Here is a 13,801-nt window from a genome sequence, read left to right on the forward strand (position 1 = left end):
GCGGGTCACACTCCAAGCTTCTGGGCCAGCACGGCGGCGATCCGTGCCACGGGGTCCGGCCGCGTCATGGCGCCGTGCGTGCAGGTGATGCGGTGCTCCTCGACACGGCCGTCGACGTACGGCCGCCAGGCCGCCCCGTAGGGCCAGTCGGCGGGCTTGTCGAGGGTGGCTCCGAAGAAGACGGCCTCGCCCCGGTACCGGCCGGGTACGTGCTCGGCCATCAGCTTGCGGTGCTGCTCGAAGACGTCGGGCAGGACACCCGCGGCCTCGCCGAGGAGTGCGGTGAGCTCGGCCTGCCCGCGTCCCTCGGCCGGGTCGTAGCCGAGGGAGGCGAGCAGTTCGGCCAGGGTGTCGACCGGGTCGCCGGAGGGCTCGGCGCCGCCGGCGGGATACCGGGCGGGGTCGGCGGGCAGACCGTCCAGCAGGGCGAGCAGGGCGACCTCCTGACCCGCCGTCTGGAGGGCCACGGCCATCGCCTGGGCGACCACCCCGCCGAAGGACCAGCCGAGCAGGTGGTACGGGCCCTCCGGCTGGACGGCGCGGACCTGTCGCACGTAGTCCTCGGCGATCTCGGTGACGGAGGACGCGGAGCCCCCGCGCAGTCCGCGGGCCTGCAGCCCGTAGACCGGTCGGTCCGCGTCGAGGTGACGCAGCAGCCCGGAGTAGACCCAGCTGATGCCGGCGGCGGGGTGAACACAGAAGAGCGGAGCCCGGGTGCCGGTGGCGCGCAGCGGAAGGAGCACGTCGAGCGCGTCGGTGGCCGTCTCCGCCGCGCCGTCCGGGTGGAGGTGCCGGGCGAGGCGCCGGCCCAGGGCGGCCACGGTGGGGGCTTCGAAGAGCGCCCGCATGCCGAGGTCGACGCCGAAGGCGGTGCGGACCCCGCCGAGCAGGCGCATCGCGAGGAGGGAGTGGCCGCCGAGGTCGAAGAAGCCGTCGTCGATGGTCACGGGGCCCGGGAGGCCGAGAACCTCCGCGAAGAGGCCGCAGAGCAGTTCCTCGTGCGGTGTCCGGGGCGGGCGGCCGGTCGGTGAGGAGGCGAACGAGGGGGCGGGCAGCGCGCGCCGGTCGACCTTGCCGCTCCCGGTCAGCGGCAGCGCGTCGAGGGTGACGACGGCGGCCGGGACCATGTGGGCGGGCAGCGAGTCGGCGGCGAAGGCGCGCAGCGCGGCCGGGTCGAGCGGGCCGTCCGCCACGACGTGGGCGACCAGCCGCGGGCCGGCGGCGCCGTCCTCGTGGGCCGTCACGGTGGCGGCGCGGACCCGGGGGTGGCGGGTGAGGACGTGTTCGATCTCGCCGGGTTCGATCCGGAAGCCGCGGATCTTGACCTGGTGGTCGGTACGGCCGAGGTAGTCGAGGGCGCCGTCGCGGGTGCGGCGGACCAGGTCGCCGGTACGGTACATCCGCCCGCCGGACGGGAACGCACCGTCCCGCGTGAACGGGTCGGCGACGAACCGCTCCGCGGTCGGCCCCGGCCGACCGAGATAACCACGGGCCAGCCCGTCCCCGGCCAGATACAACTCACCCGGAACACCGGGCGGAACCAGCCTCAGATACTCGTCCAGAACATAGGCACGGGTCCCCAGGACGGTGTGACCCAACGTCGGACGCTCCGAGCCGGCGAAATCCTGGAGCAGGGTGTCGACGGTGCACTCGGTGGGCCCGTAGAGGTTGTGACCGGTGGTCGCCGGCGCCTCGCGCAGACGGGTCCACAACGCCTGCCCGACCGGCTCACCGCCCAGCAACACCACCCGCGGCGCCGGAGCATCCAACAACCCCTCGACGACCAGCTGTTCGGCGTAGGACGGAGTGATCTCCAGGACGTCGAGGGACTCCGACCGGACGTGCCGGACCAGGGCGGCGGCGTCGCGCCGGACCTCGTCGCCGATCAGGTGCAGCTCGTGACCGGCGACGAGCCAGAGCAGACCGTCCCAGGAGGCGTCGAAGCAGAGCGAGGCGGTCAGCGCGACACGCAGCCTGCCGTACCGGTGTTCGGCCGCTCCGATCGGACCGGCCGAGGAGCGGTGCGAGGCGAGCAGCGCGGCGATCGCACCGTGGCTCACCACCACCCCCTTGGGACGGCCGGTGGAACCGGAGGTGTAGATCACGTAGGCGGCGTCAGCGGCGGTGGTGCGGCGCGGCGGCTCGCCCGCGCCGGGGCGGAGGGCGGGCGGTGCGGTCCGGTCCGTGGCATCGGCTGGGTGCTTCCGGTCGTGTGGGGGCGTCCCGTACGTCCCCTCGGGGTCCGTCCCGACCGGGGTGTGTGCCGCGTGGGCCGGGGTGGTCGTCCGGTGGCCTCGGGGGTGGTCCGGCGTGTGGGTCGGGTGATCGGAGGTCAGGACCGTGAGTCCGGTGAGGAGTCCGGGGTGTGGCCAGCCGTCTCCGGTCACGACGAGCGCGGGCGTGGCATCGGCCAGCATGGCGGCGGTCCGGTCGGCCGGGTACTCGGCGTCCAGTGACAGCGAGGCGGCGCCCGCCTTGAGGATGGCGAGCAGGGCGATGACGCTCTCCGCGGAGCGCGGCAGGGCCAGTGCCACCACCGATTCCGGGCCCGCTCCCGCGGCCGTCAGACGGTGGGCGAGGTCGTCGGCGCGGGCGTTCAGCGCGGCCCAGCTGAGCCGGGTGCTCCCGGCGACCAGCGCGGTGGCGTCCGGGGTGCGGGCCACCTGGGCTTCGAAGACGGCGGGCAGCAGCGGAACGTCCACCGGTACCTCGTGGGCGCCGGGCAGGAGTTCCGCGCGCTCGCCCTCGGTCAGCAGTTCGGCCTGGCCGATGCGCCGGTCGGGGCGGGCCGTCACCGCCGCCAGCAGCCGGCCGAAGCGGGCGGCCAGGGACTCGACGGTCTCGCGGTCGAACAGGTCGGTGGCGTAGTCGATCGCGCACTCCAGCCCGGCGGGCGCGCCGTCGGCGTCGAAGAACTCCCCCATCGCGATGGAGAGGTCGAACTTGGCCGCGTATCCGCCGACCGGTTCGACCGCGGCCGGCAGGCCGGCCAGGTCGAGCGTCGTGTCGCCGGAGCCGCCCCGGCCTCCGCCCTGGAGCAGCAGCATGACCTGGAAGAGGGGGTGGCGGGCCAGCGAGCGGGCCGGGTTGAGCTCCTCGACCAGCCGCTCGAACGGCACGTCCTGATGGGCGTAGGCGCCCAGGCCAGTCTCGCGGACCCGGGCCAGGAGTTCGGCGAAGGTCGGATCGCCGGAGGTGTCGGTGCGCAGGACCAGCGTGTTGACGAAGAAGCCGACCAGGTCGTCCAGGGCCTCGTCCGAACGGCCGGCGACCACCGAACCGATCGGCACGTCGGTACCGGCCCCCAGCCGGGTGAGCAGCGCCGCGAGCGCGGCCTGCAGGGTCATGAACATCGTGACCCGGTGCTCGCGCGACAACGCCCCCAGCGAGGCGTGCAGTTCGGCGCCGATCGGCAGGACGATCCGGTCACCGCGGTGGCTGCTGTCCGCCGAGCGGGGGCGGTCGACGGGAAGCGCGAGTTCCTCGGGCAGTCCCGCCAGCGCTTCACGCCAGTAGGAGAGCTGGCGGGAGACGAGGCTGTCGGGGTCGGTCTCGTCGCCGAGCAGTTCACGCTGCCAGAGCGCGTAGTCGGCGTACTGCACCGGCAGCGGACGCCAGTCGGGCACCGTGCCCTCACGACGGGCGGCGTACGCGGCGGACAGGTCGCGCAGCAGCGGCTCCACGGACCAGCCGTCGCCGGCGATGTGGTGCAGTACGAGGACGAGGAGATGCTCGTCCTCCGAGAGCGGAAGCAGGTGCACGCGGATGGGAAGTTCGGTGGCCAGGTCGAAGGGGATCGCCGTGCAGTCGGTGAGGGCGGTCGCGGGGTCGGCGGGCGGGGTGGTGCGGTGGTCGAAGGGGACCCGGGCCTCGGCGGGCGGGACGATCCGCTGCCGGGGTTCGCCGTCGTGTTCCGTGAGGAGCGTGCGCAGGCTCTCGTGCCGGGTCACGAGGTCGCCGAGGGCGCTTTCCAGGGCGGCCGGGTCGAGCGGACCGGTGACACGGAGGGCGAGCGGGAGGTTGTAGAGCGCGCTGGGGCCCTCCATCCGGTCGATCAGCCAGAGCCGCCGCTGGGCGAAGGAGAGCGGCGGGCGTTCCGGACGCTCGCCGGCCGTCAGCGCGAGCCGGGCCGTGGCGCCGTCCAGGCGCTGGGCCAGACCGGCCACCGTCGGCGCCTCGAAGACGTCCCGGACGCCGATCTCGGCCGCGCACACCGTACGGACCCTGCTGACCAGCTTCATGGCGAGCAGCGAGTGCCCGCCGAGGGCGAAGAAGTCGTCGTCGACGGTCACGGGACCCGGCACCCCGAGGATCTCGGCGAAGAGCCCGCAGAGGATCTCCTCGCGTGCCGTGCGGGCCGCCCGACCGCCGGTGAAGAGCCCGAAGTCGGGGGCGGGCAGCGCGCGCCGGTCGACCTTGCCGCTCCCGGTCAGCGGCAGCGCGTCGAGGGTGACGACGGCGGCCGGGACCATGTAGGCGGGCAGCGACTCCGCCGCGAACCTCTTGATCTCCAGGGCGAGTCCGGGGCTGGGTGTGGCGACGGCGCAGTGGGCGACGAGGCGACGGTCGCCGTCCGCGCTCTCGTGCGGGGTGACGACGGCCTGGCGGACGGCCTCGTGGCGGGTGAGGACGTGTTCGATCTCGCCGGGTTCGATCCGGAAGCCGCGGATCTTGACCTGGTGGTCGGTACGGCCGAGGTAGTCGAGGGCGCCGTCGCGGGTGCGGCGGACCAGGTCGCCGGTACGGTACATCCGCCCGCCGGACGGGAACGCACCGTCCCGCGTGAACGGGTCGGCGACGAACCGCTCCGCGGTCGGCCCCGGCCGACCGAGATAACCACGGGCCAGCCCGTCCCCGGCCAGATACAACTCACCCGGAACACCGGGCGGAACCAGCCTCAGATACTCGTCCAGAACATAGGCACGGGTCCCCAGGACGGTGTGACCCAACGTCGGACGCTCCGAGCCGGCGAAATCCTGGAGCAGGGTGTCGACGGTGCACTCGGTGGGCCCGTAGAGGTTGTGACCGGTGGTCGCCGGCGCCTCGCGCAGACGGGTCCACAACGCCTGCCCGACCGGCTCACCGCCCAGCAACACCACCCGCGGCGCCGGAGCATCCAACAACCCCTCGACGACCAGCTGTTCGGCGTAGGACGGAGTGAACTGCAGGACGTCGATGGCGGCGGTCCCGATGTGCCGGACCAGGGCGGCGGGGTCACGGCGCAGGTCGTCGCCGATCAGGTGCAGCTCATGTCCGGCGACCATCCACAGCAGGCTGTTCCAGGAGGCGTCGAAGCAGAGCGAGGCGGTCAGCGCGGCGCGCAGCCTGCCGTGCGTCCGCGCGGGCTCCCCGAAGGTCTCCGCCCGGTGGGCGGCCAGCAGCGCGGCGATCGCACCGTGGCTCACCACCACCCCCTTGGGGCGGCCGGTGGAACCGGAGGTGTAGATCACGTAGGCGGCGTTCCCGGGGTGGAGCCGGACGGGCGGCGCGTCGGCCGGGCGGGTGACCCGCTGCTGCTCGGCGACATCCAGGACGGCGACGCCGGTGAGTCCGTGCAGGACTTCGGGCCGCGGCCAGCCGGCCCCGGTGAGCACGGCCGCCGGGCGGGTGTCGGCGAGCATGTGGGCGGTGCGCTCCGGCGGGTGTTCGGCGTCGAGCGGGAGGAAGGCGGCACCGGCCCTGAGTACGGCGAGCTGGGAGACGACCGTCTCCGCCGAGCGGGGCAGGGCGAGCGCGACCACGTCCTCGGGGCCGATACCGGAAGCGGTCAGGCCGTGGGCGAGACGGTCGGCGCGGGCGTCCAGCTCGGCGTAGCTCAGGCGGGTCTCCCCGAAGACCAGGGCGGTGGCGTCGGGGGTCGCCGCCACCTGGGCGGCGAACGCCTCGGGAACGAGGGGCAGTCGGGCGGGCAGCGGCCGGTGGCCGCCGAGGAGTTCCGCGCGCTCGCCCTCGGCCAGTAGCTCGGCCTGGCCGATGCGCCGGTCGGGGCGGGCCGTCACCGCCGCCAGCAGCCGGCCGAAGCGGGCGGCCAGGGACTCGACGGTCTCGCGGTCGAACAGGTCGGTGGCGTAGTCGATCGCGCACTCCAGCCCGGCGGGCGCGCCGTCGGCGTCGAAGAACTCCTCCAGCGTCATGTTGAGGTCGAACTTGGCGACCCCGGTGTCCGCAGGCAGCGCCTCGGAGCGCAGCCCGTCCGGCTCCAGTCCGGCGCCGGCGTCGGACTGGAGGACCATCGCCACCTGGAAGAGGGGGTGGCGGGCCAGCGAGCGGGCCGGGTTGAGCTCCTCGACCAGCCGCTCGAACGGCACGTCCTGATGGGCGTAGGCGCCCAGGCCAGTCTCGCGGACCCGGGCCAGGAGTTCGGCGAAGGTCGGATCGCCGGAGGTGTCGGTGCGCAGGACCAGCGTGTTGACGAAGAAGCCGACCAGGTCGTCCAGGGCCTCGTCCGAACGGCCGGCGACCACCGAACCGATCGGCACGTCGGTACCGGCCCCCAGCCGGGTGAGCAGCGCCGCGAGCGCGGCCTGCAGGGTCATGAACATCGTGACCCGGTGCTCGCGCGACAACGCCCCCAGCGAGGCGTGCAGTTCGGCGCCGATCGGCAGGACGATCCGGTCGCCCCGGTGGTCGGCTCGGGCGCCACGCGGCCGGTCGACGGGAAGCGCGAGTTCTTCCGGCAGATCGGCGAGCGTGGCGCGCCAGTAGGAGAGCTGGCGGGAGACGAGGCTGTCGGGGTCGGTCTCGTCGCCGAGCAGTTCACGCTGCCAGAGCGCGTAGTCGGCGTACTGCACCGGCAGCGGACGCCAGTCGGGCACCGTGCCCTCACGACGGGCGGCGTACGCGGCGGACAGGTCGCGCAGCAGCGGGCCCATCGACCAGCCGTCGCCGACGATGTGGTGCAGTGCGACGACCAGCACGTGCTCCTCGGGGGCGAGTCGGAGCAGGGTGACCCGTACGGGGGGTTCGGCGCCCAGGTCGAAGGGGCGGCGGGCGGCCCGGTCGATCTCGGCGTCCATCGATTCCGGTGCGCAGTCGCGTGGTTCGACCGCGAGCGCGGCGTCGGCGGGGGCGAGCACGCGTTGGTAGGGCTCGCCGTCGTGCTCCGCGATGACGGTGCGCAGGCTCTCGTGCCGGGTCACGAGGTCGCCGAGGGCGCTTTCCAGGGCGGCCGGGTCGAGCGGACCGGTGAGCCGCAGGGCGAGTGGCATGTTGTAGAGCGCGCTGGGGCCCTCCATCCGGTCGATCAGCCAGAGCCGCCGCTGGGCGAAGGAGAGCGGCGGGCGCGCGGGGCGCTCGCCGGCCGTCAGCGCGAGCCGGGCCGTGGCGCCGTCCAGGCGCTGGGCCAGACCGGCCACCGTCGGCGCCTCGAAGACGTCCCGGATGCCGAGTTCGGCGCCGAGGACCGTACGGACCCGGCTGAGGAGGCGGGTCGCGAGCAGCGAGTGCCCGCCGAGGGCGAAGAAGTCGTCGTCGACGGTCACGGGACCCGGCACCCCGAGGACCTCGGCGAAGAGCCCACAGAGGATCTCCTCGCGTGCCGTGCGGGCCGCCCGACCGCCGGTGGTGGCCGCCGCGAAGTCCGGGGCGGGCAGCGCGGACCGGTCGAGTTTTCCGCTGACGTTGAGCGGGAGTTCGTCGAGCGTCACGAAGGCCGCCGGGACCATGTACTCCGGCAGGGTCGCTGCCGCGTGGGCGCGCAGCACGGCCGGGTCGAGCGGGGAGCGTGGCACGACGTAGCCGACCAGCCGGGTGCCGGCCGTGCCGTCCTGATGCGGCAGCACGACGGCCTGGAGAACCTCGGGGTGGGCGGCCAGGACGGTCTCGATCTCGCCGGGTTCGATCCGGAAGCCACGCACCTTGACCTGGTGGTCGGTACGGCCGAGGTACTCGACCCGGCCGTCCGGGCGGCGGCGCGCGAGGTCGCCGGTACGGTACATCCGCCCGCCGGACGGGAACGCACCGTCCCGCGTGAACGGGTCGGCGACGAACCGCTCCGCGGTCAGCCCCGGCCGACCGAGATAACCGCGGGCCAGCCCGTCCCCGGCCAGATACAGCTCACCCGGGACACCGGGCGGAACCGGCCGCAGACACCCGTCCAGAATGTGGGCGCGGAGGTTGGGCAGCGGAAGGCCGATGAGAGGGCGGGGGTCGTCGGTGAGCCGGTGGTGGAGCGCGTCGACGGTGCATTCGGTGGGGCCGTACATGTTGAGCACGACGGTGTCGGGGACGGCGGTGAGGGCGGTCCAGAGGGTCTGCCCGAGGGCCTCGCCGCCGACCATGAGGAGGGCGGGCGGACAGCGGTCGAGCAGGCCCTCCTCGACCAGCCGCTCGGCTTGGCCGGGGGTCACGTCGAGGACGTCGGTGGCGGCCTCCTCGGCGTAGCGGACGATCGCGGCGGCGTCGCGGCGCAGGTCGTCGTCGAGCAGGTGGAGTTCGTGTCCGGCGACCATCCAGAGGAACGCCTCGAGGGCCGTGTCGAAGGAGAGCGAGGCGACCTGGGCGAACCTGAACCTGCGCCCCGGGTGGTTCCGCCGGGCCGCGGTGATGGTCTCGTCGCGGTGGAAGGCGAGCAGGTTGGCGAAGCCGCCGTGGCGCACGACGACGCCCTTGGGGCGGCCGGTGGAACCGGAGGTGTAGATCACGTAGGCGGCGTTCCCGGGGTGGAGCCGGACGGGCGGCGCGTCGGCCGGGCGGGTGACCCGCTGCTGCTCGGCGACATCCAGGACGGCGACGCCGGTGAGTCCGTGCAGGACTTCGGGCCGCGGCCAGCCGGCCCCGGTGAGCACGGCCGCCGGGCGGGCGTCGGCCAGCATGTGGGCGATCCGGTCGCGCGGGTGTTCGGCGTCGAGCGGGAGGAAGGCCGCACCGGCCCTGAGTACGGCGAGGACGGCGACCAACGACTCGGCGGAGCGGGGCAGGGCGAGCGCGACCACGTCCTCGGGGCCGATACCGGAAGCGGTCAGGCCGTGGGCGAGACGGTCGGCGCGGGCGTCCAGCTCGGCGTAGCTCAGGCGGGTCTCCCCGAAGACCAGGGCGGTGGCGTCGGGGGTCGCCGCCACCTGGGCGGCGAACGCCTCGGGAACGAGGAGGTCCGCGCCGGGCCGGGCGGTGTCGTGCCACGCGGCCAGCGCGGCGCGGCCGGCGCGGCCCAGGACGTCCAGTTCGGCGACGGGCCGGTGCGGGTCGGCGACGGCCTGGGCGAGCAGGTCCGGCAGGGCGGCGGCGAGCCGCTCGGCGGTGGTCCGGTCGAACAGGTCGGTGGCGAACTCGAGTCCGCCGTCGAGTCCGGCCGGGGTGCCGTCCGGGTGGTGGCGCTCGGAGAGGTTCAGGGTGAGGTCGAAGGCGGTGTTGGGGAGGCCGAGCGGCTCGTAGGCGGTGCGGGTGCCGGGGAACTCGGGGCCGCCGCCGTCGGTGTTGTCGAAGGCGATCATCACCTGGAAGAGGGGGTGGCGGGCGAGCGAGCGGGCCGGGTTGAGCTCCTCGACCAGCCGCTCGAACGGCACGTCCTGATGGGCGTAGGCGGCCAGGTCGGTCTCCCGGACCCGGGCGAGGAGTTCGGCGAAGGTGGGCCGGCCGCTGAGGTCGGCGCGCAGGACCAGGGTGTTGGCGAAGAAGCCGACCAGGTCGTCCAGGGCCGGGTCGAGGCGACCGGCCAGCGGGGTGCCGATCGGCAGGTCGTCGCCGGCGCCGAAGCGGTGCAGCAGGGTCGCGTAGGCGGCCTGGAGCACCATGAAGAGGGTGACTCCGTGTCCGGTGGCCAGTTCGGCGAGCCGCGCGTGCAGGTCCGCGTCGAGTTCCAGCGGGACGACGTCGCCCCGGTGGCCCGCGACGGCCGGGCGGGGGTGGTCCAGGGGGAGCGGCAGCTCGTCCGGCAGGCCGGCCAATGCCTCTCGCCAGTAGTCGAGCTGACGGGAGAGCGGGGACCGTGGATCGGTGTCGGAGCCGAGCAGCCGGTACTGCCAGAGGGTGTAGTCGGCGTACTGGACGGGCAGCGGTTCCCCGGCGGGGGACTCGCCGCCGAGCCGGGCGGTGTAGGCGTCGGCGAGGTCACGGAAGAGAGGCCGCAGCGACCAGCCGTCGCTGGCGATGTGGTGCATCACCAGGAGCAGCACGTGTGTGTCGGGCGCCTCGGGGCGCAGGTAGGCGTGCAGCGGGACGTCGCGGGCCAGGTCGAAGGTGTGGCCGGCCAGTTCCTCGGCCGGGCGGTCGGTGACGGTGAGCAGGGGGGACGGGGCCTCGGGCAGCACTCGCTGGTAGGGGACGCCGTCGTGTTCCGCGAACACGGTGCGGAGTGTCTCGTGGCGGGCGACGACGTCGCCGAGCGCACGTTCCAGGGCACGCGTGTCCAGCGGGCCGGTGAGCCGGAGCGCGAGGGTGACGTTGTAGGTGGCGGAGGGACCCTCGGCCTGGCCGAGGAACCACAGCCGGCGCTGCGCGAAGGAGACCGGCAGGCGCTCGGGACGGGGTCCGGGGCGCAGCGCGGGCCGGTCCTGGCCGGTGGCGAGCCGGGCGGCGAGGGCGGCGACGGTCGGGGCCTGGAAGAGGTCGCCGATGGCGAGTTCGGCGCCGAGGTCGGCGCGTGCCCGGCCGACCAGGCGGGTGGCGAGGAGGGAGTGGCCGCCGAGTTCGAAGAAGTCGTCGTCGATGGTGATGTCGTCGATGCCGAGGATCTCTCCGAAGAGCGTGCAGAGGGCGCGTTCGCGCTCGTCGCGCGGGGCGCGGCCGACGGTGTCGGCGCCCAGGTCGGGGGCGGGCAGCGCGCGCCGGTCGACTTTGCCGTTGGCGTTGAGGGGCAGGGCGGGCAGCACGACCACGGACGAGGGGACCATGTAGCCGGGGAGGGTGTCGGCGGTGAGCTGCTTGAGTGCGGCGGCGAGGGCGGGGTTCTCGTCGAGGGCGGTGTCGGGTACCGAGCAGTAGGCGACGAGCCGGGTGTCGCCGGGGCGGTCCTCGCGGGCGATGACGATGACCTGGCGGACGGCGGGGTGACGGGAGAGGACGGCCTCGATCTCGCCCGGTTCGATACGGAAGCCACGTACCTTGACCTGGCCGTCGATCCTGCCGAGGTACTCGATCGCGCCGTCGGCCCGGCGGCGGACCAGGTCACCGGTGCGGTACATCCGTCCGCCGCCGGACGGGAGCGGGCCGTCCGTCGCGAACGGGTCGGCGACGAACCGTTCGGCGGTCAGCGCGGGCCGCCCCCGGTAGCCGCGGGCGAGACCGGCGCCCGCCACGTACAGCTCGCCGGGGACGCCGGGCGGGACGGGCCGCAGGCGGGCGTCGAGGACGTGGGCGCGCGTGTTGTCGAGCGGGGAGCCGATCGGCGGGCGCGGGCCGAGGTCGGCGGGGGCGAGGGGGTGGTGGGTGGCGAAGGTGGTGGCCTCTGTCGGGCCGTAGACATGGGCGAGCAGCAGGTCGGGGCAGTGGTCGAGGACGCGCCGCATCAGGGTGCCGGAGGCGGCCTCGCCGCCGGTGCAGACGGTTCGGAAGGCGCGGAAGGTCTCCGGGGCCTGCTCGGCGACGAGGTCGAAGAGCGCCTTGGTGAGGAAGACGGCGGTGACGGCGTGCCGGGTGGCGACGGCGTGCAGGGTGTCGGCGTCCAGGCCGCCGGGCGGGGCGACGACGACCGTGCCGCCGGACAGCAGCGGCGTCCACAGTTCGTAGGTGGCCGCGTCGAAGGCGTGCGGAGAGTGCAGCAGGATCCGCCGGTGTCGGCCGTCCTGCCAGCGGCGGTCGGCGGCAAGGTCGACCACGTCACGGTGGCGGATCGCTACGCCCTTGGGGGTGCCGGTGGAGCCGGAGGTGTACATCAGGTAGGCGAGTCGGTCGGGGTGGACGGGCAGGAGCGGGTCGTGCGCCGGGGCGTCCCGCTCGTCGCCAGGCCGGACGACGACGGCGGTGTGCGGGAAGCCGGGGTCGGCGCGGTCGGTGATCAGGACGGGGGCGGCCGTGTCGGCGAGCAGCGCGGTCATGCGCTCCGGCGGCAGGCTCGCGTGCAGAGGGACGTAGCAGCCGCCGGCCTTGAGTACGGCCAGGGTGGCGACGACCAGGTCGACCGAGCGTTCCATCAGCAGGGCGACCGGGGACTCCGGGCCGACGCCGGCGGCGATCAGGTGGTTCGCCAGCCGGTCGGCGCGGTGGTCGAGTTCGGCGTAGCTCACGGTGCCGCCGTCGTGGGCGAGCGCGACGGCCTCGGGGGTGCGGGCGGCCTGGGCCCGGAACAGTTCCGGTAGCGAGCCGAGCGGTACGGGTGCGGTGGTGGCGTTCCACCGGTCGTGCAGGAGGCCGCGTTCTTCGGGGGCGAGGATGTCGAGGGTGCCGATCGGTGCCTCGGGGTCGGCGGCCGCCGCGGCCAGCAGCCGGCCCAGGCGTTCGAAGAGGGTGGTGACGGTGGCGCGGTCGTAGAGGTCGGCCGCGTACTCGACCGAGCCGGTGAGCCCGTCGGGGGTGCCGTCGGCGGTGTGCCGCTCGGTGACGCCGATGTTCAGGTCGAACTTGGCGACCCGCAGGCCGAGTGGTTCGGGGGACGATTCCAGTCCGGGCAGGCCGAGTTCGCCCTCCTCGTGGTTCTGCAGGACGAGCAGGGTCTGGAACAGCGGGTGGCGGCCGAGGGCGCGGGCCGGGTTGAGCTCCTCGACCAGCCGGTCGAACGGCACGTCCTGGTGGGCGAAGGCGTCGAGCTGGGACTCGCGGACCCGGTCGAGAAGTGTGGCGAAGGACGGATCGCCGGAGGTGTCGGTACGCAGGACCAGGGTGTTGACGAAGAAGCCGACGAGGTCGTTCAGGGCCTCCTCGGAGCGGCCGGCGACGCCGGTGCCGAGGGGGATGTCGGTGCCGGCGCCGAGGCGGGTGAACAGTGCGGCGAGGCCGGCCCGGAGGACGGAGAACAGGGTGGCACGGTGCCGGCGGGCCAGGTCGGTCAGCGCGGCGTGCAGTTCGGGGCCGTAGGCGAACGGCACGGCGTCGGCGGCCCCGGTCGGGGCGGGCGGCCGGGGCCGGTCCACCGGGAGTTCCAGTTCCTCGGGAAGGCCGGAGAGCGTCTCCCGCCAGTAGGCGAGCTGTCGGCTCATCCGGCTGTCCGGGTCGGATTCCTCGCCGAGCAGTTCGCGCTGCCAGAGCGCGTAGTCGGCGTACTGGACCGGCAGGGGCTCCCAGTCGGGGGCGGAGCCGTCGAGGCGGGCGGCGTACGCCCCGGCGAGGTCGCGCAGCAGCGGGCCGAGGGACCAGCCGTCGCCGGCGATGTGGTGGAGCACGACGAGCAGCACGTGTTCGGGGGCGGGGCCGGTGGGGGTGAGTGAGAACACCGTGATCCGGATGGGGGGTTCGGCGCTCAGATCGAAGGCGTGGGCGGCTGCCCGGTCCCGCAGCCCGGGGTAGTCGTCCGGTGCGCAGTCCACCGTCTCGAAGGCGATCTCCACCTCCGCGGACGGCAGGATCCGCTGCACCGGGACTCCCCCGTCCACCGGGTACACCGTGCGCAGGGCCTCGTGGCGGCCGACGACGTCCGCCGTCGCGGCGCGCAACGCGGCGGTGTCGAGCGTGCCGCGCAGGCGGATCGCGAGCGGCAGGTTGTAGAGCGCGGTCGGTCCCTCGATCTGGTCGATCAGCCAGAGACGCTGTTGTGCGTACGAAACCGGGATCACGGTGCTTCCTCTGCTCACGTCACGGCGGGGATGGTGGGCGGATCGCCCCGGTGTCTGTCGGGGTCCGCGGCCGGAAGGCGCGTCATGGTGCGTGCGGCCCCGGCCGCCGGGGCGTGCTCATGGCGGATCCACCGGGGCGGGCCGGCGACGCCGGGAGC

Annotated in this window: 1 protein-coding gene; it reads right to left on the minus strand. The window is 74.3% G+C overall.

Annotated elements, in window-relative coordinates; translation table 11 throughout:
* Nucleotides 1–5 precede the first annotated feature (5 nt).
* Complete coding sequence (locus tag OG393_RS06440; RefSeq protein WP_327373654.1) at nt 6–13,643, minus strand: non-ribosomal peptide synthetase; 13,638 nt, start codon at nt 13,641–13,643, stop codon at nt 6–8.
* Between the last annotated feature and the right edge of the window lie 158 nt (nt 13,644–13,801).

The organism is Streptomyces sp. NBC_01216 (assembly GCF_035994945.1).
Lineage (GTDB): Bacteria > Actinomycetota > Actinomycetes > Streptomycetales > Streptomycetaceae > Streptomyces.